The organism is Anaeromassilibacillus sp. An250 (assembly GCF_002159845.1).
Classification (GTDB): domain Bacteria; phylum Bacillota; class Clostridia; order Oscillospirales; family Acutalibacteraceae; genus Anaeromassilibacillus; species Anaeromassilibacillus stercoravium.
On sequence record NZ_NFJK01000002.1, the window covers coordinates 47,130 to 73,397 of the forward strand.

At 53.8% G+C, this 26,268-nt stretch carries 24 protein-coding genes; 17 read left to right on the forward strand and 7 right to left on the reverse strand.

Features of this window, described 5'->3' with window-relative positions; translation table 11 throughout:
• Positions 1-381 precede the first annotated feature (381 nt).
• Positions 382-606 carry a heavy-metal-associated domain-containing protein gene (locus tag B5F54_RS01875; protein ID WP_087229734.1) on the forward strand — a complete coding sequence of 75 codons (225 nt, stop codon included), beginning with the start codon at positions 382-384 and terminating at the stop codon, positions 604-606.
• A gap of 257 nt (positions 607-863) precedes the next feature.
• A complete protein-coding gene (locus tag B5F54_RS01880; protein WP_087229737.1) occupies positions 864-1,877 on the forward strand; it encodes a hypothetical protein in 1,014 nt (337 codons plus the stop codon).
• A 230-nt stretch (positions 1,878-2,107) separates the two neighbouring features.
• Here the strand turns inward: B5F54_RS01880 and eutH are convergent, their stop codons facing one another.
• The 3 genes from eutH to B5F54_RS01895 all read right to left on the reverse strand — a co-directional run bounded on the left by eutH (position 2,108) and on the right by B5F54_RS01895 (position 5,580).
• The gene (gene eutH / locus B5F54_RS01885; protein WP_087229739.1) at positions 2,108-3,220 is read right to left on the reverse strand and encodes an ethanolamine utilization protein EutH; all 1,113 of its coding nucleotides are present in this window, start codon (positions 3,218-3,220) and stop codon (positions 2,108-2,110) included.
• 4 nt (positions 3,221-3,224) lie between these two features.
• Entirely contained in the window at positions 3,225-5,015 is a 1,791-nt protein-coding gene (locus B5F54_RS01890; protein ID WP_087229742.1) for an aminopeptidase P family N-terminal domain-containing protein, read from the reverse strand.
• A gap of 226 nt (positions 5,016-5,241) precedes the next feature.
• Positions 5,242-5,580, reverse strand: coding sequence for a hypothetical protein (locus B5F54_RS01895; RefSeq protein WP_087229745.1), 339 nt, complete (start codon positions 5,578-5,580; stop codon positions 5,242-5,244).
• A 153-nt stretch (positions 5,581-5,733) separates the two neighbouring features.
• Between B5F54_RS01895 and B5F54_RS01900 the strand changes: the two genes are divergently transcribed.
• The 3 genes from B5F54_RS01900 (at position 5,734) to B5F54_RS01910 (ending at position 7,361) form a co-directional block, all read left to right on the forward strand.
• Entirely contained in the window at positions 5,734-5,937 is a 204-nt protein-coding gene (locus B5F54_RS01900) for a YlcI/YnfO family protein (protein WP_087229748.1), read from the forward strand.
• 87 nt (positions 5,938-6,024) lie between these two features.
• The gene (locus B5F54_RS01905; RefSeq protein WP_087229750.1) at positions 6,025-6,210 is read left to right on the forward strand and encodes a YlcI/YnfO family protein; all 186 of its coding nucleotides are present in this window, start codon (positions 6,025-6,027) and stop codon (positions 6,208-6,210) included.
• Positions 6,211-6,476: 266 nt separating this feature from the next.
• The gene (locus B5F54_RS01910; protein WP_140400308.1) at positions 6,477-7,361 is read left to right on the forward strand and encodes a hypothetical protein; all 885 of its coding nucleotides are present in this window, start codon (positions 6,477-6,479) and stop codon (positions 7,359-7,361) included.
• A gap of 91 nt (positions 7,362-7,452) precedes the next feature.
• Here B5F54_RS01910 and B5F54_RS01915 read toward each other — a convergent pair whose 3' ends face one another.
• Positions 7,453-7,884: a hypothetical protein gene (locus B5F54_RS01915; RefSeq protein WP_087229756.1), complete on the reverse strand. Its 432-nt coding sequence runs from the start codon at positions 7,882-7,884 to the stop codon at positions 7,453-7,455.
• A 301-nt stretch (positions 7,885-8,185) separates the two neighbouring features.
• Here B5F54_RS01915 and secA point away from each other — a divergent pair, with 301 nt between their 5' ends.
• The 12 genes from secA (at position 8,186) to B5F54_RS01975 (ending at position 23,094) form a co-directional block, all read left to right on the forward strand.
• Positions 8,186-10,939: a preprotein translocase subunit SecA gene (gene secA / locus B5F54_RS01920; RefSeq protein WP_087229759.1), complete on the forward strand. Its 2,754-nt coding sequence runs from the start codon at positions 8,186-8,188 to the stop codon at positions 10,937-10,939.
• Positions 10,940-11,252: 313 nt separating this feature from the next.
• Positions 11,253-12,158 carry a phosphate ABC transporter substrate-binding protein gene (locus B5F54_RS01925; protein WP_087229762.1) on the forward strand — a complete coding sequence of 302 codons (906 nt, stop codon included), beginning with the start codon at positions 11,253-11,255 and terminating at the stop codon, positions 12,156-12,158.
• A gap of 124 nt (positions 12,159-12,282) precedes the next feature.
• On the forward strand, positions 12,283-13,641 hold the full coding sequence (gene pstC / locus B5F54_RS01930) for a phosphate ABC transporter permease subunit PstC (protein WP_087230285.1): 1,359 nt from the start codon (positions 12,283-12,285) through the stop codon (positions 13,639-13,641).
• Positions 13,631-14,503, forward strand: coding sequence for a phosphate ABC transporter permease PstA (gene pstA, locus B5F54_RS01935; RefSeq protein ID WP_087229765.1), 873 nt, complete (start codon positions 13,631-13,633; stop codon positions 14,501-14,503). Before pstC ends, pstA begins: the two co-directional genes overlap by 11 nt.
• A gap of 15 nt (positions 14,504-14,518) precedes the next feature.
• Positions 14,519-15,277: a phosphate ABC transporter ATP-binding protein PstB gene (gene pstB / locus B5F54_RS01940; RefSeq protein WP_087230288.1), complete on the forward strand. Its 759-nt coding sequence runs from the start codon at positions 14,519-14,521 to the stop codon at positions 15,275-15,277.
• 86 nt (positions 15,278-15,363) lie between these two features.
• Positions 15,364-16,029 (forward strand): phosphate signaling complex protein PhoU, encoded by a 666-nt coding sequence (gene phoU, locus B5F54_RS01945; RefSeq protein WP_087229768.1) that lies wholly within the window; start codon positions 15,364-15,366, stop codon positions 16,027-16,029.
• Between the two features lie 87 nt (positions 16,030-16,116).
• The gene (locus B5F54_RS01950) at positions 16,117-16,803 is read left to right on the forward strand and encodes a response regulator transcription factor (RefSeq protein ID WP_087229771.1); all 687 of its coding nucleotides are present in this window, start codon (positions 16,117-16,119) and stop codon (positions 16,801-16,803) included.
• Between the two features lie 75 nt (positions 16,804-16,878).
• Entirely contained in the window at positions 16,879-18,612 is a 1,734-nt protein-coding gene (locus B5F54_RS01955) for an ATP-binding protein (protein ID WP_087229774.1), read from the forward strand.
• Positions 18,613-18,876: 264 nt separating this feature from the next.
• Positions 18,877-20,184 (forward strand): phenylacetate--CoA ligase family protein, encoded by a 1,308-nt coding sequence (locus B5F54_RS01960; RefSeq protein WP_087229776.1) that lies wholly within the window; start codon positions 18,877-18,879, stop codon positions 20,182-20,184.
• A 61-nt stretch (positions 20,185-20,245) separates the two neighbouring features.
• Positions 20,246-21,988 carry an indolepyruvate ferredoxin oxidoreductase subunit alpha gene (gene iorA, locus B5F54_RS01965; RefSeq protein ID WP_087229779.1) on the forward strand — a complete coding sequence of 581 codons (1,743 nt, stop codon included), beginning with the start codon at positions 20,246-20,248 and terminating at the stop codon, positions 21,986-21,988.
• The gene (locus tag B5F54_RS01970) at positions 21,985-22,566 is read left to right on the forward strand and encodes an indolepyruvate oxidoreductase subunit beta (RefSeq protein ID WP_087229782.1); all 582 of its coding nucleotides are present in this window, start codon (positions 21,985-21,987) and stop codon (positions 22,564-22,566) included. The genes iorA and B5F54_RS01970 overlap by 4 nt, the downstream gene beginning before the upstream one ends.
• Before the next feature lie 96 nt (positions 22,567-22,662).
• Positions 22,663-23,094, forward strand: a complete 432-nt coding sequence (locus B5F54_RS01975) for an ACT domain-containing protein (protein WP_087229785.1) — start codon at positions 22,663-22,665, stop codon at positions 23,092-23,094.
• 221 nt (positions 23,095-23,315) lie between these two features.
• Here the strand turns inward: B5F54_RS01975 and B5F54_RS01980 are convergent, their stop codons facing one another.
• The 3 genes from B5F54_RS01980 to B5F54_RS01990 form a co-directional block, all read right to left on the reverse strand.
• Complete coding sequence (locus B5F54_RS01980; RefSeq protein ID WP_087229788.1) at positions 23,316-23,864, reverse strand: flavodoxin domain-containing protein; 549 nt, start codon at positions 23,862-23,864, stop codon at positions 23,316-23,318.
• Between the two features lie 84 nt (positions 23,865-23,948).
• Positions 23,949-24,320: a VOC family protein gene (locus B5F54_RS01985; RefSeq protein WP_087229791.1), complete on the reverse strand. Its 372-nt coding sequence runs from the start codon at positions 24,318-24,320 to the stop codon at positions 23,949-23,951.
• An 87-nt stretch (positions 24,321-24,407) separates the two neighbouring features.
• Positions 24,408-26,030: a peptide ABC transporter substrate-binding protein gene (locus B5F54_RS01990; protein ID WP_087229793.1), complete on the reverse strand. Its 1,623-nt coding sequence runs from the start codon at positions 26,028-26,030 to the stop codon at positions 24,408-24,410.
• Between the last annotated feature and the right edge of the window lie 238 nt (positions 26,031-26,268).

A 26,268-nucleotide genomic window follows, 5' to 3' on the forward strand; every position in this document is an offset into this window, starting at 1 on the left:
CAATAAGAATACAAATCAAAAGGGCCCAATTTGGCATCCTCGCTCTATTCTATTGCATTCGGCATGGCATGTCAATCATTTCTGGGCGGGTGGAATTTCTTTCCTTGGACAGGTCTTGCTTTTTTACAGGCATTTTAACTTAGAATTCAGAATATCGTAACAAATTTTGAAAGAACAACGGGTATAATAAAATGCTATAGCAACTCATTATCATGGAACAGGAGGAAAACGCCATGCGGACAACGGGGAAGAAAAAAAGCCGCGCAGATACGCGGAAGCTTTTCATTCGGATTGTGGCATTGGGATGCGCACTGTTGATTGCAGGTTCCGCCTTATTGATGGCGTTCCTGTGAGATTGCAGAAGGAAAAGGAGGGTTTGTAATGGTAGGAAAAGCGACAAAGGAAGCCACGCTGTCGGTCCTTGGGATGAAGTGTGAGCATTGCGCGGCCAACTTGGAGAATGCGCTTTTGAAGGCGGATGGGATCGAAAAGGCAAAGGTGAGTTTTGCAACAAAAACCGCCCAGGTTGCCTATGACGAGTCGAAAATCGACCTGTCCGGCATTTCCAACGTGGTCAGCGACGCCGGTTATCAGGTCGGCGATTGATAGAGGCAAACAGATTCGAATTTGAAAGATCCCGCTGGAAGGAATGTCCGGCGGGATCTTTTTTCGTTTATCGTTTTCTCTTTTTATCCGACTATACTCCGGTAGATTTCGAAAATTCCTTTGGCTTTTACACTGGCGCTTAAAAGCAGTCTTCGAAGCCGGACGGTTTCCGCTTGAAAGGCGCCATGTGGACAGGTGTCAACGGCTATGCTACAATGAACGCACAGACCAATTGAATTCTGTTGGGAGATAGGAGAATGGATTTTCGAACCTTAGAAGAAGCCCATCAAACATGGCAAGAGATTCGGGTGATTGGAAGAACCATCGAACGCAAGGACAAAAAATATCACATCGTTGGCATGACCCTGGCGGACGAAGCAAAGCTCTATATCCTGGAGCCATATGAGGAATCCGAAGATGGGCGGCGTCGGAGAAAGGGAATCCGGAATCATAGAAGAATCCTCAAGGAGCAGGGGAACCCGGATGTTTGCTATTTGCACTGTAGCGACATCTATTTGGGAAAGGAACGGTTACAGGTGCAAGGGGGCTCGAGCGGCCCTTTGATGGATTCTTTCCTGGATTACGGCAATGTCCAACTCTTCCTTGCTATGATGAGCGCCGGCTGGGTGGTCCCCGAATGGCTCAAGCACATGGCATGGGAGCGTTTGCAGCTGGTCACCCTGGAGATTGCGGATCGAAAGACGTTGCCAAACGTTTCCGAGAAAACGCCGGTCACCATCCGGCACAGGCCGGACCCCATCCAGCATATCCTGGAAAAAACCGTCACGTTAACGGTGGGGAAAAGCCGCTCGTTCCGTTTCTTGGACCATTCCGGAGATTCAGTAGCGTGTTATATCAATCGTGTTACGTTGATCGATGTATGGAACGAGTTGGAAGAACAATTCAACCATCCGCGATATACGGAGGGCCTCTCACCGGAACAATTGCGGCAGGTCAAACGCAATTGCTTTGAAGCCTTGGAACAAAGCTGTCCAAAGGGAATGTGTTATGTCGGGATTGAATACGAATGCAGCAAGGATATGAGTCTGCAATTCTATTCCAAGGAATATTTGAGATCCCGCCCGGAAGAACACAGGGGGAGTTCTGCTTTGCTGGGGATGAGATTAAAACCGGATCGGGCAACGGGAACGCACGGCCTTCCGCTCCGGGGGAGTGTGATCGAGACAGCGGTCCCGCCGGACACCGTAAAGGTTCCTGCGGAGTTGTTTTTTGCCTTTGAAAAAGTCGAAGAATGGGAGGAACAGGTATAGGGATGTTCCATTCCTGGCCACTATAAAAATAGGCATCCCGTTCTCTTTTGGTAAGACCAGGCAATGGAGTTATATCCGGGAAAAGGAAACAGATAAAAACCGGCGGCCAGCCCCAAACGGGACTGGCCGCTGTCTTTATGCTTAAACTTGTATGCAAGGAACCTCCTGCCAGAAACGATCAAAACCTGGAGGGTTGCCCATAGGATGGCTGATGAGCCGCCAATGGAACGTCATTTGCAAACCGGCGTCGCTTCCGTGGCTCTTTCTGCTGGAAGCTCGTCCCCTTTTGTAAAATGCATGGCCAACCATACCGCCAATATGCCGCCCACCAGCTTACAGGCCACATAAGCGGCCACCACGTTTCCCGTGGATACGCTGGAGACAAACGCCAATTGCCCGCCGAAGACAAACGCGCCCGTTGCGGCGAATGCAGCGTTTGCGGCTTTCCCGCGTGGGTCCATCCGGCTGTACAGCGGCAGCATGGAGAGGCTGGACGCAACGCTGACAAACAAGCCGGCGACCGCGTACCGGTTCATCCCCAAGCGGCCCGCCAGCTTGTCCACGATCCCGCCGCAGTGGGCCAGAAGCAGCCCGCAGGCGACGGTCGATCCGCAAACCACGACCGTGCATTTCAAGGCGATGGTCAGCGCTTCAAAGACGAGCGTGTCCGGGACCATCGACCATTCGGGCACGAATACGCCCGCCACCACAATGCAGAAGAGCACGATGCCCGCAGCGCGGACGAACAGTCCAAGCCCAGAGAGGACCCGGATACAGGCGCGCGGGGCAAACCGCAGCGCCAGGCAGAGGATCGCGCAGAGAAGCAGCACCGGCCATAGGTTGGCGAGCAGCGAGGGGACTGGCAATCCGGCCAGCAGCCCGCCCACTGCAAGGGCGGCGGGCATGGCCACAATCCCCCAGAGGATGCCCCGCATAAAGCCTCCCACTTCGTGGCTTTCCAAGCTTCCCAGGGAGGTGGGCAGGACAAAGCTGATGAGGCAGCCGAGCAGGGAGGAGAGCATCGCACCGGAATAGGCAGCTAACGCGGGGGTGGCCGCAAGCTGGCTGGCGATCGGATAGCCGCCCAGGTCCGGCGCGAGCAGCGCGCCCGCCAGGATCGAGGGGTCGAACGGGAGGACGCTTCCCCAGGCGGAGAGGACCTCCGGATGGGACCCCAGCGCGGCCACCGCCACGCAGTACACGCCGGACATGGAAAGGCAGAGCGGGCCCATGGCGGCCAGACCGCGGTCAAACTCTTCGGCAACCCCCAGTTTGCCGCCGATGATCTTATCGACTGCGCCCAGAAGGGCAAAAAGGAGCAGGATTGCAATCAGTGCATTCATGTGCTTACCGGGTGAGCGGCGCGCAGGCGGCCTTTAGCCATTCCCGCTCCCGGTCGTTCAGGGAATTTTCCAGGGTCCGGTATACGGTCTGATGGAAATTGTTCAGCCATGTCAGTTCTGCATCGTCCAGCAGTTCCACCTTGACCGGGCGGGTATCGATCGGGCAATACGTGATCGGCTCAAAGCAAAGGAACCGGCCGTACTCCGTGGTGTCCCACTCCTTGCAGACCAGCTCATTCTCAATGCGGATGCCGATTTTCCCTTCCTCATAAACGCCGGGCTCGTCCGTGATGGTCATGCCGGGCTGGAAAACAGCGTGGTTGTTTGTGCGCAGGTTTTGCGGGCCCTCATGTACGCCGCCGACAAAGCCAACGCCGTGGCCGGTGCCGCAGCGGTAGTCGATCCCGTGCTGCCACAGGGGGCTGCGCGCGATAATATCCAGGTTGCCGCCGGTGCAGCCCTCCAGGAAGATCACCTTGGCGATGTCAATGTGGCATTTGAGCACCCAGGTGTAGTAGGTCTTTTCCTCGTCGGTCAGCTCTCCCAACGAATAGGTGCGCGTGATGTCCGTCGTGCCGTCCAGATATTGGCCGCCGGAATCCACCAGCAGGAACCCGTGAGGCTCCAGCGTGGCGCAGGTCTCCGGGACAGCGTGGTAATGCATCATCGCGGCATTGGCGCCATAGGCGGGGATGGTGTCAAAGCTTTCTCCCAGGCAGAGCGGCTGCTCCCGGCGCAGGGTGGCAAGCATCTCCGTTACGTCGCATTCGGTTACGGCTTCCCCGCGCGCCATCTTGTCCTCCAAGGCCATCTGGAAGCGCACCATGGCAACGCCGTCTTTCACATGGGCGTTCTTGATGTTTTCAATCTCGACCTCATTCTTAACGCCCTTGAGCTGCTGAACCGGTTCCTCACCCGCCAGAAGGGTGACGTTCGGGTTCGCTTTCCAGGCGTTGTACAGGGTATAGTTCAACCCGTCGGGCTCATAGAGCGCGGTCACTGGTTGGTCAATCGCGGCGATGGCGTTTGCAACGTCCTCATACGCGGCAGTTTGCACTCCTTCTTTGGCCAGCGCATCCTGGGCCTCCTGCGGCAGGCGGCTCCGGTTGATAAACAGCGTGGCGCTGTCCGGCAGGACCAGGCAGTAGGCCATGGCGACCGGCGTGCAGGCGATGTCGTCCGCGCGCAGGTTCAGAAGCCAGGCGACGCTGTCCAGGCGGGAAACCAGCATGGCATTTGCGCCCTTTTCCTGGAGTTTTTCGCGGAGCTGGGCCAGCTTTTCCGCCGCGGTTTTGCCCGCGTATTTCACATCGAGCAGCCACGCGGGGGTTGCAGGCGCGGCCGGACGGCCCTCCCACAGCGGCGTGACGAAGTCGATATCGCGGATCGAAATATGCTTCTTTTCAAAGGCTTTGTTCAGTTTTTCGACGGTCGATGTGGCGGTCACCATGCCGTCCACACCCATCACGCCGTTTTCCGGAAGCGTGTCTGCTAGCCATGCGGGGATTTCCGGCGTGCCTTTCTGCGCGATGCGCATCAGTTCGATGCCGCTGCCCGCAATCTGGCGCTCCGCCTGGATGAAATAGCGGCCATCCACCCAAAGCGCGGCGGCGTCCGCTGTGACGGCCAACGTGCCGACCGAGCCGTTAAAGCCGGAGAACCAGCTTCGCGCTTGGTAAGAATCGGGCAAATATTCGCTCATATGGGGATCGGAGGACGGGATTAAAAAGCCGTCGACCCCTGCTTCCTTCATTGCAGCGCGCAGGGCCGCAATGCGTTCTGGGACTGTTTTCATGGGAACTCCCTCTTTCCATATAAAATAAAGTGTAATTTGGTTTTATCCATTTTCCCTTCCCCATTCTATCCTCTCATCGTGCATTATGCAAGAGGGGAAACTACTTGTGGAAGAAAACGCCCATACCGGCGCAGGCATGGGCGTTCGAAAGAGCCGTTTCTGTGGGATGGAAAACGGGCAAAAGAAAAGCCGCCCGAAGGCGGCTAAGGAGGAATAAACAAATGAATTAGGAGGCTGTGCGCTTTTTGCGCTTCCGGCCCCGGCGCGGTTTTGGCGGGGCGTCCTCCTGGGATTCCACTTCGGCGGTCGTTTCCGAGGGTTGCACGCAGGCGGGGAGGTAGTCCGGCGGGGCTTTGGCAAGGTCCGTCAGGACGAGGCCGTCCAGGGAGACCTCGAAGAACCACGCGAGCTTGAGCAATATAAGAAGAGGCGGCAGGGTACGGCCGGCCTCATAATAGGTATAGGAAGAGCGCTCCACGTTTAACCAGAGTGCAACCTGCCATTGGGGGAAATGAAAGGCCTTGCGCAGGAAGCGGAGGTTTTGCGAAAGGTAAATAGGGGACATCGTGAAGCGCCTCCAAAGAAATATTCATGTCGTTTATATTATAGCACAGTACAATTTTAATTGCAATACAGTTGTAATGCTTTTTGTAATGCATACTTTACATAAATAACGATACATAATATCTGTATTACAATTGTATTGTGAGGTAATCGCATGAGAAATAAATTCAAAATTCCTCATATTCCAGCAACTCCGCCAACAACAACAAAATCCATTCGGTTTCCGAATGAGATGATTGAAGAAGTTGAAGAAGCTATTCGGGGAAAAGATAGTAATTTTTCTGCTTTTGTGGTGGAGGCAGTGCGTGTGGCTTTATTAGATTTGAAAGAAGAAGAAAACTTCACAGATAGTATATAATCAATCTGGTAATACAAATGTAGTACATACATTTTTCAAAGCTTTCTTCATAATGATTGTGTTACATTTGTATTGCGCGGTGATAAAATGGAGAAATTTAAGATTCCACGTATTCCTCAAACGACGTTAAAGTCGATACGTTTTCCAAACGATATGATTGAGGAAGTTGAAGACGCTATTCGGGGAAAAGAATGCACTTTCTCTGCATTTGTCATTGAAGCGGTTCGAATCGCTTTGCTAAATTTGAATGAAGAAGATTCTTCACAATCTTGATGAATAAAATTCCACGGGCTTTTATAACGCCCGTGGAATTTTTTATAGCCTAACCGTATGTTGTGAAAATTATTTACATAGAGTTGACATTTCTTTAATTCTAATTTATAATTAGAATTAAAGAAAATTGATAAAAATAGATGACAAATTTATAAAATTATAGCGTTATTTTATAAAGAAGGGAGCGGGACTTCATGAAAGGAAAACGGGTTGGTATTGTTTTGGCCGTCTTACTTCTTTTGGGGAGTGTGGTTTCACTTTCTTTCATGTCTAACATACCGAGAGAGAAGCCTGATAAAGAAGAAATCAACGATAGGACAATCGACCAGCAATCGGACGAAGCGCCCAGCGCCCTTTTGAAAATCACGCAAACATTGGAGCCGGTGCTTCTGGGCAAAACCGGACAAGCCGCTGGCGAGGTGGCATACTCCTTTTCTGTAAAGCCCTTGACGAGTGGGATCAAACATATTTCTTTTCTTTCCGGAAATCCGGATGTCAAATTTGTGGAGTATGTTCTCCTGCCGGAGGACGATTCGGACAATGTAGAAGAGGGCTTTGCAGAAAACCGCGTGCTCCGGCAGAGTACATCCCAGCAGCTTTCCCCGGATGGGACCATTCCCTGCAATGCAACAAAATGGTTGGAAACCCCGGTGGAAAGAGAGGTTGCCGGCGGGGAGGAAGTGGAAATCCATTTGGAGTTCCCAGTGAAACTGTTGCCGGAAGAAGGCGTCCGGCCGGAAGGGTCAAATGCATGGGGAATGGACGGCTTTTCCCTTTATGCGTTGCTGACGGACGGGCAGGGGCAACAGGCGTTGCAGGAGATTCGTTTTGAAAAGCAGGACGGCATGTCCATGGAGGCATCCGTTTTCAGCCGGGATTTGGAAGATGTGGCGGAAATCGAAACACCTTCGAAGGTCATCACGAAGGAGCTGCACGGCTATCGGTATATCTATTCTTCCCCGGAAAAGGTGGAACCGGTCTATCATTGCACCCACATGGATTCCGCAACGGGAACCGTTTTGGAAGGCGATTTGACGCTATCGCATATCACGCAAATGGGGGATGCGGTTTACGCATATTACGACGGGACGGTCACGGGCGTCAAAGAAGGGAATGCGTTTTCGGAGCTTCCATATGGACAAAGCGTATAATTTTTACTCGATGAAGGCCGCTTCCTAAAGAATTGTATCATTGTGGATGGGAAAGCCTGTCCTGCAAAAGAGCAGGGCAGGCTTTTTGACCTTACGTATTTGGAAAACTATTTTCATAGAAGTCCAAAAAAATGGATACTTTCATACATTCCTCCCGCAGGGTTTCATCCTCTGTGGGAATCTGCGCGCCATAGGTTTTGCATGGTTCCCAATTTGAAGGGGTGAAGGGTTCCAAATCGAATTGTTCCTGAATGGCGGCGATGCCCGTCTGAAAATCCATGGTGGCTTCCGCAAAGGCGGCGTCCGGGTCTTCAAAGACCGGCATACCTTTGGAATTGACCCCCATTGCATAGGCAGGATTTCCCGCGAGAAAATCGGGAACCTGTTCTTCAGAAATCGGACTTATCCCATTTCCATAGAGATCCTCCATCCGGTTTTGATGAAAAACCAAGGCGAGCGCAGCAGCAGATACGATCAAGATGCTCAGGATAAAACAAACCCATCGATTTCGGTGCTTTTTCATAGTCGCATCACATTCTCCAGTAATTGTTTCATCATACGATGTTGTTAACAAGAAACATAGGATTCACGATCATAATAGAATAAAAGGAAGATAAAAGCAATATCAAGAAACGCTTTCAAGCAAGCGCAGACGCCTGGAATCTTTTCTTATAAACGTGTTTCCGCAAAATCCCTGTCAATTCTTTGGTCACAATTCACGATTTGTTCTTTCCTTTTCCCCGTACCTATGGTATAATAACACCCGTATGCTCAATACTGAGATGAATAATCGGTTTTTTACAACCATTTTGAGGTGAACGTTCATGGGTAATATTCTCAAAGCCTTCTTTGGCAACTACAGCAAGCGCGAGTTAAAGCGCATCCAGCCCCTTTGCGACAAAGTGCTCGCACTTGAAGAAAAATACAAAGCGCTGAGCGACGAGGATTTGCAGGCGCAGACCCCTGCTTTAAAGGAACGCTTGGCCAACGGCGAAACGTTGGACGACATCCTGCCCGACGCATTTGCCGTCTGCCGCGAGGCTTCTGCCCGCGTGCTGCAGATGCGCCACTTCCCGGTGCAGATCATCGGCGGCATCGTGCTCCATCAGGGCCGCATCGCCGAGATGAAGACCGGTGAAGGTAAAACGCTTGTGGCGACGCTCCCCGCGTATTTGAACGGCTTGGCAGGCAAGGGCGTCCACGTGGTTACCGTCAACGACTATTTGGCCCGCCGCGACTCCGAATGGATGGGCAAGCTGTACCGCTTCCTTGGACTGTCGGTCGGCCTGATTGCCCACGATATGGACAATGCTTCCCGCCAGAAGGCTTACAATGCCGACATTACCTATGGTACGAACAACGAGTTCGGCTTCGACTATCTGCGCGACAACATGGTCATCTATAAGGAAAACAAAGTGCAGCGCGGGCACAATTTCGCCATCGTCGACGAGGTTGACTCCATCCTCATCGACGAAGCGCGTACCCCGTTGATTATTTCCGGCCAGGGGGACAAGTCCACCGAGCTGTATAACATTGCGGATGCATTTGCGCAGACGCTCCATATGGTCAAGGTCGCCGACCTGGATACCAAAGAGGACAACGACGAGCTCTATAAAGACGCAGACTATATTGTCAACGAAAAGGCCAAGACCGCAACGTTGACCCCGTCCGGCGTAAAGAAGGCAGAAGCGTATTTTAATGTAGAAAACTTGACCGACGCAGACAACATCACCCTCCAGCACCACATCAACCAGGCGATCAAAGCGCGCGGCGTGATGACGCGCGACATCGACTATGTGGTCAAAGACGGGGAAGTCATCATCGTCGATGAATTTACGGGCCGTTTGATGTATGGCCGCCGCTACAACGAGGGCCTGCACCAGGCGATCGAGGCCAAGGAAGGCGTCAAGGTTGCGCGCGAGAGCAAGACGCTCGCCACCATCACCTTCCAGAACTTCTTCCGCCTCTATACAAAGCTCTCCGGTATGACCGGTACGGCAATGACGGAAGAGGACGAATTCCGTGAGATCTATAAGCTCGACGTCATTGAGATCCCCACCAACCGCCCGATGATCCGCCAGGATCTGCCGGACGTCGTCTATAAGACGGAGCAGGGCAAGTTCAATGCGGTCATCGATGACATCGTCGAGCACCACGAAAAGGGCCAGCCGGTGCTGGTCGGCACAATCTCCATCGAAAAGTCCGAGCGGCTGAGCCAATTGCTCAAACGCCGCGGCGTCAAGCACGTGGTCTTGAACGCAAAGTACCACGATAAGGAAGCGGAGATCGTCGCACAGGCCGGTAAAAAGGGCGCGGTGACCATCGCCACCAACATGGCCGGCCGTGGTACGGACATCATGCTGGGCGGCAACGCCGAGTATATGGCGAAAGCGGAAATGCGCCGTATGCAGTACCCGGAGGAGCTCATCAGCGAGGCGGATGCGCATTCGGATACCGATAATGAAGAGATTTTGGAGGCGCGCAAGACCTTCCAGGAGCTCAACAACAAATATAAAGAAGAGACGAAAGGCGAGGCCGACGAGGTCCGCGAGGCGGGCGGCCTGTATATCATCGGTACGGAGCGCCATGAATCCCGCCGTATCGACAACCAGCTGCGCGGCCGTGCCGGCCGTCAGGGCGACCCGGGCATGAGCCGGTTCTATATCTCCCTGGAGGACGACCTGATGCGTCTGTTCGGCGGCGAGCGCATTACGCAGATGATGAATACGCTCAAAGTCGATGAAAATACGCCGATTGAGGCGGGCATGCTGACCAAGACCATCGAGGGCGCCCAGAAGAAGATCGAGGGCCGCAACTTTGGCATCCGTAAGAACGTCTTGCAGTACGACGACGTCATGAGCCGCCAGCGTGAGATCGTCTATGGCCAGCGCGACCAGGTGCTCAACGGCGAGGATTTGCGCGACCAGATTGTCAAGATGATCGAGCAGGCGATCGAGGCGCAGGTGGACAAATATTTGCCCGCTGCAACCCTGCGCGACGACTGGGATTTGAACGGCTTGCGCGAGCATTATATGGGCTGGCTGATCGGCCCGGACGATTTGCAGTATGACGAGACCGAGATGGAGAAGCTGGAACCCGGCTTTGTGAAGGATGAACTCACAAAGAAGGCAATGGAACAGTACGAAGCGCGTGAGCAGGCGTATGGCGACAAGGTCATGCGCGAGTTGGAGCGCGTCATCCTTCTCAAGAACGTGGACCGCGAGTGGATGGACCACATCGACGCGATGGAAGAGCTGCAGAAGGGTATCCGCCTGCGCGCCTATGCCCAGCGTGACCCGGTTGTGGAATACCGTCTGGAAGGCTTCGATATGTTCGACGAGATGATCGCGACCATCCGCGAGAACACCGCCCGCATGATGCTCACCGTGCAGCTGCGCACGCAGGAGGAGCCGAAGCGCGAGCAGGTGGCGAAGCCCACTGCAACCAGCGCCGACGGCACCGATACCGCCCAGCCTGTGCGCAAGGGCAAGAAGATCGGCCCGAACGATCCCTGCCCCTGCGGGAGCGGCAAGAAGTTTAAGAAGTGCACCTGCGCAGAATACCATCCTCAGAATTGATGGATTAAGTTAAGCGCGTTTAACCGTTTTGTAAAAAGAAATGGCATAGTTACCCCTTGGAATAACCGGTGGTTCCGGGATTCCAAGGGGATTTTTTTATGCCAAGAACGGGGAGAATCGGTCATTTTTCACACATAAATAGAGGGATTTTTCAAGCAATTGGACAGGACGACCACTGGTTAAATCATGGCTCAAAAATGCATATTAATTTTATTTTGATCTAAACTAAGCTTAACCTGTTTTTAACATTCCGCCGATAGAATAAGCTCGTACTTAAAGAAACCATGAAGAAAAATGTAAGGAGCAATGAAACATGAAAAAAGTTCTTTCGATTCTAATGGTACTGGCTATGATGTGCACGAGTATGGCGTTCGTTGGATGCAGCTCTGCGGTAGAGGGACAGTCTGAGACTCCGTCTTCCCAGGCAGCGGACAATGCGGCGGGCGACGATGCGGAAGCGCCTTCCTCTGAGGAAGCGACCACAGAATTGAGCGGCGACCTCACGCTGAATGGTTCCACCTCGATGGCGAAGGTTTGCCAGGCACTTGGCGAAGCATTTATGGCGAAATATCCGGATGTGACCGTGACGAAGAGCGGCAATGGTTCCGGCGATGCACCGGAAGCTGTTAACTCCGGCACAGCCCTGATCGGCGACCTGTCCAGAAACCTGAAGGATGAAGAAAACCCGGATCAGTTTGAAATCAACCAGATCGCAATCGACGGCATCGCGATTGCAGTTAACAAGGATAACCCGGTCACCGAGTTGACCAGCGAGCAGATTACGCAGATCTTCACCGGCGAAATCACCAACTGGAAAGATCTCGGCGGCAATGACCAGGCGATCACCGTGATCGGCCGTGAAGCGGCTTCCGGCACGAGAGACGGTTTCGAATCCATCTTTGGTTGCGAAGGCAACTGCAAATATGCAGCGGAAGTTACTTCCACCGGTGAGGTTGTCTCCAAGGTCGGTTCTGACCCGTCTGCAATCGGCTACGTTTCCCTCGACTCTGTAAACGATTCCATCACGGCTTGCAAGGTTGACGGTGTAGAAGCTACAGAGGAAAACATCATTGATGGTTCCTACAAGGCACAGCGTCCGTTCATCCAGATCTATAAGAAGGGCTCTGACAGCGAGCTGATTAAAGCTTGGTTTGACTTTGTATACTCCGACGAAGGACAGCAGATCATTTCGGATGTAGGGCTTGTACCGGCACAATAAAAAATAGCCCCGGAGCGCTTGCTCCGTATGAAATGCTCCGGCGCTCGGTTTGGGTGCCGAAGCATTTTGCTGCATCCAAAGGAGTTTGACAAATGGGGCTCAATAAAGAATGGAGGACCTGCTGATGCAGACATCTTTGACTGATGAACATGTTGAACAAAAGCGAGCGATTGCCAACCGGGTCAAAACGATTGTGGCGATTGCCTTGAGTGCGGTGATCATTGTTTCTTTCTTTTTTCCTTACATTCGGTTTGTATTTCGAGATACATCCTATCCGTTGACCGGTTTGCAGCTAGCTACGGTCCGTGGTATGATGGTTTACGGGCCGCAGATGAGCGGATTGGTAACAATCCCTTTACTTACCCGCATTGCAGTCATCGCGGGCGTGGTGTTAGCGTTAGCTGGCATTGTGCTTCTTTTGGTTAGAAAGCCGGTTTGGGCTGGCGTTGCTTATATCCTTGCCGGCGTCACGCCCCTGGTTTCCCTGATTACAACTTCGAATATTCAAACCGCGGTTACTTCCCTGAATATTAGTGAGATCGAAATTCAGTACCTTTGGCCTTTCCTCTGTACATTAGCGTTTGGTATCGCTGGTGCCATTCTGTCCCTTTGGACCCAAGGCACAGAACGCTTGGCGCAGTCGATTTTTAAGGTGTTTTCCTGTGTGTCCGTGGGGTCGGTGGCAGTCATCACCATCTATATCATTGTTTCCGGCGCCCCAGCGTTGGCAGAAATCGGCGTGGGCAATTTCCTGTTTGGTACGGAATGGGAAGCAAGTTCAGAAATTTTTGGGATCTTGCCCATGATTCTCTCGTCGATTGTGGGCACGATAGGCGCCATCATCATCGGTGTGCCGGTCGGCCTGCTGACGGCGATCTTCCTTTCGGAGACGGCAAACCCGATCTTGGCAAAAATTGTGCGCCCGGCAGTCGAGCTTTTGGCGGGCATCCCTTCTGTAATTTATGGCTTCTTCGGTATGTTGGTGATTGTGCCGGCAATCCGTACGTTCCCGCCCTTCCAGGGGCATACAACGGGCGACAGCCTGTTGGCGGCCATTATCATTTTGGCGATTATGGTCCTCCCAACCATCGTCAATGTTTCGGAGACCGCTTTGCGCGCGGTTCCGGTTTCTTACCGGGAGGCGTCCTTGGCTTTGGGTGCTACGCCGACCACGACGATCTTTAAAGTGACTGTCCCGGCGGCAAAATCCGGTATCCTCTCCGGCGTGATCCTGGGTGTAGGCCGTGCGATCGGCGAAACCATGGCGGTCATTATGGTGGCGGGCAATGTGCCCAATATGCCGCGCCTGTTGGGCTCGGTACGCTTCCTGACCACGGGCATTGCGATGGAGATGAGCTATTCGACCGGCCTGCACCGTCAGGCGCTGTTTGCAATCGGCCTGGTGCTCTTTGTCTTCATCATGATTGTTAATATCAGCTTTACGTATATCTCCAAGAAGGGAGTGCAGATGGATGCCAACTAATTCACTTTATTGCAAGCACAGCCGCCCCAAAGACACTTTTTTGAAGGTCCTGATCAATTTGGCGGCAGGGATTACGGTTGTCGTCCTGGTTGGGATTCTGGGATATATCCTGGTGAATGGCGTCCCTTACATCACCTGGCAGTTTATCTCCACACCGTATTCGGAAATGAACCCGGATCAAAAGGGTATTTTGCCGATGATTATCAATACCCTGTACATTGTTGTGATTACGCTGCTGATCGCAGTTCCAATCGGCATTTCTTCTGCAATTTATCTAACCCAGTATGCCAAGCAGGGCAGGCTTGTCCGGTCCATCCGTTTTACAACGGAAGTGCTTTCCGGTATCCCATCGATCATTTTTGGCCTGTTTGGTTACACCGTGTTTTGTATTCTATTCCGTTTGCAGGTGTCCATCTTGGCGGGCTGCCTTACGATGGCGATCTGTATCCTTCCGACCATCGTGCGCACAACAGAGGAATCTTTGCTGTCGGTGCCGACTAGCTATAAGGAAGGGGCCCTGGCGCTTGGCGCAGGGAAATTGCGTGTGATCTTGGGAATTGTGCTCCCTTGCGCAATGCCGGGCGTATTGACGGCGGTCATCCTGGCTGTCGGGCGCATTGTGGGCGAAAGTGCCGCTTTGCTGTTTACCTCGGGTATCGGCTATAGCATGCCGAGAGGGTTCTTCCGCCAGATTATGACAAGCGGCCGGACACTGACATTGCACTTGTATCAGACAGCACGCGAGGCTTCTACACCGGATGCGATGAATATTGCATTTGGCACCGCAGCGGTGTTGCTGATTTTGGTATTCCTTCTAAATTGTTTGACAAAAGTAGTTACCAAAGCTGTAAAGAAGGGTTGAGAACATACAATGGAAATGGGAAATAGTAAAATTGTAATGAAGGATCTAAACCTCTACTATGGGGACTTTCATGCACTGAAAGGGATCAATATGGAAATTCCAGCCAATAAAGTTACCGCGTTTATCGGACCTTCCGGCTGCGGAAAATCCACTTGCTTGAAGACGTTAAACCGGATGAACGATCTGGTGGATAATTGCAAAATCACTGGTTTGGTGACCTTGGATGGGGAAGATATTTATGACCCGCGTACGGACGTGACCTTGTTGCGCCGCAGGGCCGGTATGGTATTCCAAAAGCCGAATCCATTCCCGATGACGGTATACGACAACATCGCCTATGGGCCGCGCGTCCATGGGATCAAGAACCGTCAGAAGCTCGATGAAATTGTGGAGACATCCCTGAGGAGCGCCGCTCTGTGGGATGAGGTAAAGGACCGCCTAAAGAAGTCCGCGCTCGGCTTGTCCGGCGGCCAGCAGCAGCGCCTGTGCATTGCGCGTGCTCTGGCGGTGGAGCCGGATGTCATCCTGATGGACGAACCGACCAGCGCCCTGGACCCGATTTCTACTTCTAAGATTGAAGATTTGATGGATGACTTGCGCGACCGGTATACGGTGGTCATTGTTACGCATAATATGCAGCAGGCAGCCCGTATTGCCGACCGCACGGCGTTTTTCCTCTTAGGGGAACTGGTGGAATATTCCGATACGCTGTCCATGTTCAATAAGCCTAAGGACGAACGGACAGAGCGCTATATCACCGGCCGTTTCGGTTAATTCTTCTTCCATTTTCAGCGGATTTGCTGTATAATATCTAAATAAGGCAAATTTATTGTGTATTATAAACGTAGGAGATTGGAATTATGGCAAGAAAACTATTTGACCGTGAGATTAACGATCTGATCCACTCGATGACTGAATTAGGGAACAAGGTGGACGGGCGCATTCAGATGACGATCGATGCCCTGCGTACGCTCGATATGGAAAAGGCGAAATATGTGGCGACTAGCGACGGTGAGATCGACGGCGAAGAGCATAAGATTGAGCAGATGTGCATGAATCTGATTGCGTTGCAGCAGCCGATCGCCAGCGACCTGCGTACGATTGCGGCCTGTTTGAAGATTTTGACCGATATGGAGCGTGAGGCTGACCAGTGCGCAGATATTTGCGACATTCTCACCATCGCTGAGCTTGACCGGAGCAGTTTGGCGCTGTCCCATGTGGTACAGATGATGGAAGCGGCGCATGATATGTTCCGCGGCGCATTGGATGTATTCCTGAGCCGTGACGTGGAGAAGGCGCGGGAAATCTGCAAGGCGGACGACAATGTGGATTCCATGTTTTCCAAGATTGTCCTGGAAGTTTGCGGGATCATCACGGAGAACCCGCAGAATGTTATGTGTGACGTCGATTTGATCTTCATCACGAAGTATGCGGAGCGTATGGCAGACCATGCGACCAATATCGCGGAGTGGGTCATCTATATGGAGACTGGCGTGCATCCGGACCTCAATACAAAAGTCGTTTGAGTTCGCTTGTAGGGCGGCAGGGCATCCGCTGGCCGCCCCATACATAGTTGTTGTGCGGAAGCGCGCAGAGAAAGAGAGGGGCATTTTATGCCTTTGGTATATATTGCAGACGACGAACCAAATATTCGCCGCCTGGTTGCGTTTGGCTTAAAGGACAGCGGCTTCGAATCCGCTGAGTTTGCAGATGGGGAGACGCTTTTGGCCGGGATAAAGGCGCGGAAGCCGGATGTTATTATCCTGGACTGGATGATGCCTCCGCCGGATGGTTTGGCAGTGTGCCGTACGCTGCGGTCCGATGCAGATACACGGGATATCCCGATCCTGATGCTGACGGCGCGCGGGGAAGAGATTGACAAGGTGTTGGGCTTAGAGCTCGGCGCGGACGATTATATCGTCAAGCCGTTTGGGATCAAAGAGCTTTGCGCACGTGTGCGGGCGGTTCTGCGCCGGACGGCGCGTTCCCAGGAGCCGGAGCAGAAGTTGGAAGCCGGCACGCTGCAAGTGGACATCGCGCGCCATACGGTTACAAAGAATGGAACAAAAATCGAATTAACCGCCAAAGAGTTTGACCTGCTGGCAATGTTGATGAAAAACCGTGGGAAAGTGCTCACACGCGACAGCCTGCTGGATAAAGTTTGGGGTGTGGAATATTTTGGAGACACCCGTACCGTGGATGTGCATGTGCGCTATTTGCGGCAAAAAGTAGAAGATGACCCGGATCATCCGGTCTTAATCCAGACGGTGCGCGGCGTTGGGTACCGGTTTTCCGAATAAAATTGTTGGCATGCCTTTTGGGGTGTGCCACTTTTTTTACATCGTATTTATCTGACAAGCAGAGGGGACAGCAAAATGAAAAAGCGGATGATGCTGTGCAACATCATCATAATTGTCGTAGGCTTTGTAGCCGCCTTTTTGACAGCCACATTGCTAGTACAAAATCAATACGAGCGGGAGTTCACCAGGCAATTGGATACCGCGCTGGCGGTACTCTCTACACAGATAGAGGATTTGGAAGATCCGGAAAAAGAAGCTTCTGCTTTGGGGGAAGCGCTGCAAGAGGCGGGGTTGCCCATCCGCATCACCATCCTGGATGAGGAAGGAAACGTCCTGGGGGATAGCGAGGGGCGGGAGATCACAGAAAACCACGCAGACCGCCCGGAGATCCTACAGGCGCGTGAAGAGGGTGTTGGGTATGATATGCGAAAGAGCAACAGCGTGGGAACACAATATTACTATGAGGCGCGGCACGTAGGGCAATATTATTTGCGTGCGGCGTTGCCTACAGGCGCGCTGGAGGAGACAATCCAGCAGATGTGGATGGATGCAGGGCTCGGTATGCTGTTTGGTATTGTGATGGTGTGTATGGCGTCGAGCATTTTTGTCACGTGGATCAGCGAACCAGTCAAACGGATGAGCGTTGCAGCACGCCGCTTGGCGGACGGCGAATTTTCCATCCGGGTGGAAGGGAAATTTAGCTATGAATTTGCAGAGCTGGCCCAGGCGTTTAATCAGATGGCAGACAGCACGGAACACGCGGTGAGCCTTCTCAAGACAAAGCAGGAACAGTTGGAAGGGGTCCTCCAGGGGATGAATGACGGGGTACTTGCAGTAGACGAGGGCGGGGAAGTGCTCTTCCTCAACCAGAGCGCACGCAAGTTGCTCCACTGCCCGTCGATGCAGGTCGGGGACCATCTGGAAGGTAGCCTTCTGTTGACAAAAGTTTCCGCCCTGCTGCAAGAAACGATCTGTGCCGGAAAACCGATCAATGACGAATGGATCAATTTGCCGGAGGATAAGCGGTATACCGTTTATGCAGCGCCGATGGAGGCGCGGCCCACAGGTTCGGCATTGGTGGTCCTTTCCGATGTGACGCGCATGCGGAAAATGGAGCAGATGCGCAGTGAGTTTGTCTCCAATGTCACCCATGAACTCAAAACGCCGCTGACCTCGATCCGCGGCAGCATCGAGCTTCTGAAGAGCGCGGACCGCGATGAGGAAACACGCCGGTATTTTTATGATGTATTGGATATTGAGACAGACCGCCTGACCCATTTAATTGACGACCTCTTGGTGCTCTCCCAGATTGAGAACGCCAAGGACGACCCCTCCATGCGCCCTTGCAATGTGAAAGAGGCGCTGGAAGCCTGTGTGGAGCGCGCAAAGTCGCTCGGCCAGGAGAACCATGTCCGCATGCATATCGATGCCGATCCGGAGCTCTATGTGGCTTGTACGCCGACACGCTTACAGCAGCTCTTTGGGAACCTGATCGACAATGCGGTCAAATACAACGTCAAGGACGGCAGCGTGTTCATCACGGCGCAGCGCCAGCGTCAGACCGCTGTGGTGCGGGTGAAGGACACAGGGATTGGCATTGCGAAAGAGCATTTCCCGCGCTTATTCGAACGTTTTTACCGCGTGGATACCAGCCGTTCCAGGGAGATCGGCGGCACGGGCTTGGGCCTTTCCATTGTCAAGCATTTGGTAGCGCTGTACGGCGGGGAAATTGGGGTGGAGAGCGAGCCCGGAAAGGGGACTGCCTTCACGATTTGCTTGCCGTTAGCACCAAAAGAAAAGGAAAAATAAGGAGTGTGTGGTGATATTTCCCTTTGCTTTTGTACTATATCACCAAAAAGCGTTAAAGAAACTGCACACATTGCTCGAAACCGTATGCCTTCCACAAAAAGCAGGTTGCATTTCGACGGAAAAAGAGTTAAAATAACAAAAGACAACCGCACCAGAGCTGGCCTTTGGTGCGGTAAATTTTACAGCATCGCCTCCACCAAACGACGGAGCACGGCCCCCGCCGTTTTTCCTGGAGCGGCTGTTGTGTGGAGGTGTACCCGATCCATGTTTTATCAAAAAGACGTGGAAACCATGCGCCGCGCAGATATTGAGGCGCTACAGCTGCAAAAGCTGAAAAAGATGGTGGATTATTGCTACAATAACATCCCGTTTTATCATGAGCGGCTGCAAGAAGCCGGCGTTACCGGCGATAAGATAAAGACCTTGTCGGATATCCAATATATCCCCTTTACCACAAAGGATGACATCCGCGACAATTATCCCTTTGGCATGATGGCGTGCCCAATGAAAAATATTGTGCGCATCCACGCCTCCTCCGGGACCACCGGCAAGCCCACGGTCGGCGTGTATACCAAAAAGGACATCGACACCTGGGCGGAGCTGATCGCCCGCATTGGGGCGGCTTCCGGCGTGACGGATGAGGACATCATCCAGATTTCCTTTGGCTACGGCCTGTTTACCGGGGCGCTGGGCCTGCACTACGGCTTGGAAAAGCTGGGCGCGACGGTTATCCCGGCATCCTCCGGAAATACGCAGAAGCAGCTGATGATGTTCCGCGATTTTGGCGTGACCGGGTTGGTGGCGACCCCGTCCTATGCGCTGTATCTGGGCGAGATGGTCAAGGAATCCCCGTATCCCGCCAGCGCATACAAGCTGCGCATCGGCCTGCTGGGGTCCGAGGGCTGCACCGAAGAGATGCGGACGCAGATCGAAAAGAACCTACATATGTTTGTCACCGACAACTACGGCATGACCGAACTCGGCGGCCCGGGCGTTTCCGGCGAGTGCGAACTGCGCTGTGGGCTGCACTTCGCGGAGGACCACTTCCTGCCGGAGATCATCGACCGGGATACCCTTGAGCGCAAGGGGCCGGGTGAAGTGGGCGAGCTGGTGGTCACCACGCTGTCGCGCGAAGGAATGCCGGTCCTGCGCTACCGCACCAAGGACATCACCCGCATCAATTATGAGCCCTGTGCATGCGGACGCACCCACGCGCGCATGGATAAGGTGATGGGGCGCACCGACGACATGATGATTATCAAGGGCGTCAACGTATTCCCGTCGCAGATCGAGAGCGTTTTGGTGGGGATGGAGCATGTCGGCCCGCACTATCAGCTGATCGTGCGCAAGAAGAACTTCCTGGATACCCTGGAGGTCAAAGTGGAGCTCAGCAACGGCGAACTGTTGCAGAGCTATGGCGAGCTGGAGGCGTTGCAGCATAAGATCCACGACCGCCTGAAGAGCGTCCTTGGCCTGGAGACAAAGGTCACGCTGGCCGAACCCAAGAGCTTGGAGCGCTTCCAGGGCAAGGCAAAACGCATCCTGGACCTGCGCAACGAGCCGGAGGAATAAGCGAACATGGGAATTTCATCCGTCCATGCGGCGGATAGGTCTGATATATAGGAGAGGTAAAATGAAAAAGTTACTGTTGGGAAACGAAGCGGTCGCGCGCGGCCTTTACGAGGCCGGTGTGCGGGTGGTGTCCAGCTATCCTGGCACCCCCAGCACGGAGATCACAGAGGCGGCCGCCACGTATGAGGAAATTTACTGCGAATGGGCTTCGAACGAGAAAGTGGCGGCGGAGGTCGCTGCCGGCGCGAGCTTTGCCGGGGCGCGCTCATTCTGCGCGCAGAAGCACGTGGGCCTGAATGTGGCTGCGGACCCGCTCTTCACGATGAGCTACATCGGCGTGAACGGTGGCATGGTGCTTGCCGTGGCCGACGACCCGGGCCTGCATTCGTCGCAAAACGAACAGGACTCCCGCAACTATGCGATTGCCGCAAAGCTCCCGATGCTAGAACCCGCCGATTCTGCGGAGTGCCGGGACTTCACGAAGCTGGCCTACGAGCTCTCCGAGCAGTTCGATACGCCGGTGCTCCTGCGCTTGACGACGCGCGTCGCGCACAGCCGCAGCCCGGTGGAGCTGTACGAGCGCGAGGAGCACGCACTCAAGCCGTACGAGAAAAACCCTGCGAAAAACGTCATGCTGCCCGCTTTTGCGAAGCCGAAGCACTATAAGGTGGAGGAGCGCACGCAGAAGCTTTCCGCCTGGTCGGATGAAGCGGACATCAACGTGTTGGAGGACAATCATTCCGAGGTCGGTGTGATTGCTTCCGGCGCGGTATATCAGTATGCAAAAGAGGCGTTGGGCGATACCGTGTCCTATTTGAAGCTGGGGATGGTACACCCGCTGCCCCTCAAGAAGATCCAGGAGCTGGCCTCCAAGGTCAAGACGCTCTATGTGATTGAAGAACTCGACGATGTGATCGAGTCGTTCTGCAAAAAGAACGGGATCGCCGTGCATGGCAAGGATGTGTTCCCGCGCTGCGACGAATTCTCGCAGAATGTGATCCGCCAGTGTATGCTGGGCAAAGTGCCGGAGAGCAAAAAGGTGGATGCGGAGACGCCGGGCCGCCCGCCGGTGATGTGCTGCGGCTGCCCGCACAGGGGCCTGTTCTATGCCTTGAAGAAGGCAAAGGTCTATGTCAGCGGCGACATCGGCTGCTATACCCTCGGCGCATCCGCCCCGTTGAGCGCGATCGATACCTGCATCTGCATGGGCGCGTCCGTCTCTGCGCTGCACGGCTACAACAAGGCCCGCGGCAAGGACGCGGAGCAGAAGAGCGTTGCGGTCATCGGCGACTCCACGTTCATTCATTCCGGTATTACGGGCTTGATCGACATCGCCTACAATCAGAGCAATTCCGTGGTCATCATCCTCGACAACTCGATTACGGGCATGACCGGCCACCAGCAGAACCCGACGACCGGTTACAACATCAAGGGCGACCCCACCACAGCGGTCGATTTGGAGGCGCTGTGCAAAGCGGTCGGCATCAAGCGGGTGCGCGTCTGCGACCCCTATAACCTCAAAGAGGTAGAGTCAGTTCTGAAAGAGGAACTGGCAGCGGAGGAGCCTTCTGTCATCATCAGCCGCCGTCCGTGCGCGCTGTTGAAATATGTGAAACATAAGCCGTCCCTTGTGGTGGATACGGAGAAATGTATTGGATGTAAAGCGTGCCTGGGCATTGGCTGCCCGGCGATCAGTGTGCACGGCGGGAAAGCTGCAATTGACCGCACGCAGTGCGTAGGCTGCGGCGTATGCACCACCCTGTGCCCGAAGAGCGCGATCACAGAACAGGAGGTACAGGCATGAGCAACGTGAAAAGTGTCATGATTGTCGGCGTAGGCGGGCAGGGAACGCTGCTGGCCAGCCGTGTGCTGGGCAGCGCGATGTTGAGCCAGGGCGTCGATGTAAAGGTTTCCGAGGTGCACGGCATGAGCCAGCGCGGTGGGTCCGTGGTGACGTATGTGCGCTATGGCGATAAGGTGTATTCCCCGATCATCGCGCAGGGTGAGGCGGACGTTCTGCTGGCGTTTGAAGCATTGGAGGCGGCCCGGTACCTGCCGTGGTTAAAGCCGGAGGGGACCGTGGTGGTCAACACCCAGCAGATGGACCCGATGCCCGTTGTAACGGGCGTGGCCGAATACCCGAAGGACATACTCGGAAAGGTGCGCGAGCAGGGCGTAAAGGTCGTTGCGCTGGACGCTTTGGGGATGGCGGAAGAGGCCGGTTCATCCAAGGCGGTCAATGTGGTTTTGATCGGCGCCATGGCCAAGAAACTGGATCTCCCCAAGGAGGTCTGGATCGATACCATCAAGGAGACGGTGCCGTCCAAATTTATCGATATGAACCTCAAAGCGTTTGAACTGGGGTACAACGCGGACGTATAAAAAAGCGCGAAGCTTGTTTCGGTTGGCGCCGGTCCCGCATGCGGGAAGCCCAAGCGCGTAACTGAAAGAGAATCAAACCATAAAGGAGGAATCGGTATGCAGATCCAGCAGATTTCCGTTTTTGTGGAGAATAAGTCCGGCCGCCTTGCAGAGATCACGGAGGCGCTTGCCGCAGCAAATGTGGATATCCGGGCGGTTTCCATCGCGGATACCAGCGATTTCGGTATTTTGCGGTTGATTGTCAATAAGCCAAAGGAAGCCGTAGAAGCTTTGAAGGCTGCGGGATTGACGGTTTCCCTCACGAGCGTGATCGCCATGGGGATCGACGACCACCCCGGCGAATTTGCCAAAGCCATGCGCGTGCTGGCGGACAATCAGATTGGCGTGGAATATATCTATGCGTTTGTCAGCCGCGAACATGGAAAAGCCTTTGTGATTCTTCGTGTGGACGACAGCGAGCGGGCAGTAAACATGCTCAGGGAGAATGGAATTACCATCTTGAGCGCGGAAGAAATCTACGATTTGTAATTTATTTAGATTTTTATACGAATTGGAGCGGATGGGGGAGTCTTCCTGTCCGCTCTTTTGTTTTAGCGGGGAACGGAAATTCAGGGGGATTTATAGAAAGGGACAGGGGGTTGCTAAAAAGGGAGAGGGAAGCGGTGTACTGTGCCACGCGGGAAGGATTACGGGAAAAGAAAACGGAAGGGAAAATTTTTCCCTTCCGTTTTATAATGAGATAAGAGGTCCTATTCCGCGCCTCTGCGGACAAAGGACACAATCGGTTCGATTTCGGAGCGGTCTATAAAATTCACGTCCTTGCCGTAGGTTTCCAGGAGCTGGCGGTCCTCCTCCCGCAGGGAAGAGGGAGCCTTTTTCAAGAGCATCTTCCGGAGCATGGCCATCATCGCCCGGTGTACCACCGTTAAGTGCGGATAGTCCAGCCGGCCGCGCAGGTGGAAAAAGGTGCATTGCGCTGCGATATTTGCTGGGAGCGCCTTGTGCAATTGGCTGCGGATCTGTTCGACATTCGCTGGGTCCTTTGGGTCTGCAATCCCACAGGTAAACAGGATCAGGGGTTTCCCTTCGCATTTGGAGAAATGCTTCAGAAAAGTGGGAAGCCCTTTGACCCCTCCGGCATAGAGGCCCCCGCCGTACAGGATACAATCATAGCCGCCCAATACATCGGCGGAAATCGCGCGGACTGCATAGAGATCTGCGTCCAGCGCTTCTGCCAGCCAGCGCGCATACTGTTCGGTTGCGCCGTATTGCGAACTATAGACAACGATCGTTTTCATAAATTCCCCCTTAGAAATGCAGAGCATGTGTAGCACGGGAAAGCTTTCGCTTGTGCGGCCTTTTATAAAAGATGAAGTTCTCCGCTATGTAAGCTGGAATCCATCGATTTTCTGGAATTCCACCGTGTAACCGTTCGGGTCCTCCAAAAAGAACGAATAGACCGGTTGGGATGGATGCTGCGCAGGGGCGCTCTGCGGCTGAATGCCGAGTGCGCAGATGCGCTGGTATTCCGCATCGACGCTCTCCCGGTTGGCGCAATTGAGCGACAAGCACAGGTGTTTGCGGGGGATTTTCCCGTCCCCATAGGCGACAAAGGCAAAATACCCTTGCTTTGCGTGGAAAATACGGACGGTATCCGAGGCGAAGACCGTGCGCAGGCCGACCACTTGGGTATAAAACATCTCGGTTTTTGCAAGGTCAAGGCAGGGATAAAACGCCATACAAGAGGTAATCATCGACTGGCCTCCCAGAAAGATATGGATGAAAGCACATGCGCATGCCGCATAGGAATCATGGAGATGTGCTGCCCGGCGTAAAGCGCTTTATAAGCTATCCTTGCCGGCATTGATAAAATCGACGCCTCCGCCATAGGGATGGAACACAATCCCCGTCACGCCGGGAGCGGTGGCAAAATAGTGGCTTTCGTAGAACAAGGGGTAAAAGATACATTGCTCGTTGAGGTGCCGCTCCATTGCGGCGCAAGAAACAGCGGCCTCCGTACCGCTCTGATTTTCCGCATTGGCGAGGTTTTCGTCGAACCCTGCGGAGCGCAGATGGGCCGGATTGTTCGGATTATCGCTGCGGAACAGGTTCAGGACGGCCAATGGGCCGGACGATTCCGGCGTAATGGAACAGATGGCGATCTGGTAATTCCCCGAAGAAACCCGGGACGCCAGTTCGTTGTCGCTGAGCGGTTCCATATTAAAATAGTCGTCAAATTGTGTATTCCATTCGGTCAGCATCTCGTTGACCATCAGCTTGACATCCGGATCGTCCGGGCACAGGATGGTCACCTTTGGGAGGGCCTCCAGGCCCAGCTCCTGGATACCGGCGGCCAGATACTGCGCCGCGGCTGTATCCTGTAGGGGATAGAAAGCGCCGCCGCCCGCCAATTCGCGGTAGTCGTGTCCGAAGAGCTTTGTGTCCGGCGGGATGATGTTTTCCGCAGCTGTTGCGCCCTCCGGAAGATGGGCCAAGACTTTTTCACGCGAAAACGCCTGGGTAAAAGCCTTGCGGATATTGAGGTTTTGCATCACCTCATCTTGCGTGTTAAAGCACAGCCCCCACGTGGTATCTTCAAAGCCGGTCACAGTGCAGCCCGCTTCCTTGGCTTCTTCGACCAGGTCGGAGGGCATGGCGATGGCGTCCACGGTTCCATCCGTCAAAGCGGCCACGGGGTCGGAAACATCGACCTTTTTGTTGCCGATGCTGAACTTGACGTCGGACGGGAGCGGCTGGCTATTGCCGGAATAGCTGGGAGAGCGGCGCAAATTGATGTAGGAACCGTGTTCCCAGCCGTACACGCCGTCGATGGCAAGGGGGCCATTGCACAGCAACGTAGAACGATCCAGGCCGTAGCGTCCGCCTGTGGTGAGGAAAAAATCCTTGTGACAGGGCATGAAGACGGCGGAAGCGGTACGCTCCGGGAAGTCTTCGCAGGAATATTCCAATTGCACCGATAGGGTATGGGCATCCAAAGCGGAAACCCCCAGCTGCTCCACCGGCAATTCCCCGGCATGGACGGCGCGAGCGTTTTGGATGCAATACATGGGGCTGCATGTGGACGAGTTGGTTGCGGGGTCCAGCGCGCGCTGGAAGGCATAGACGAAGTCGTCAGCGGTCACAGGCGTATTGTCATCGTCGTTCCAAACGGCGTCCTCGCGCAGCTGGAAGGTGAATTGGGTAAAATCGGCGTTGGAAGTCCAACTCTCCGCCACACCGGGCACAGCATTGCCGTCGGCGTCCAGGCGGGTTAATCCCTCAAAAAGGGCCTGGATGAGGATGATGCCGGATTCATCGGCGGCGATTTGCGGATCGAGCGTCTCCGGCTCCGCGGCCAGATGGTATTGGAAGGATTTGTTTGCATTGCTGGGTTCGTCTTGCTCACATGCGGCAAGGGAAAACAAAAGAATCACACACAAGAAAATTGCCGCAAAACGTTTCATTCCGTCACTCCTTCCCGTTTTTTCATTTATTCTAACATCTTTTCTGAGGCAATGCAATGTGGATACAAAATTGTCATAGAAACGTAAGCTTTGCGTAATCCAATGCCGGATGGAACCGAAAAATTGCCACTCGAAAAGGATTCGAAAAAATGGAAATGCTCCTATACAACCCCCGTTTCATAGGGTATAATAAATGTGTGGGAAACATGCATCCCACAAAAAATATTTATGACTAAGA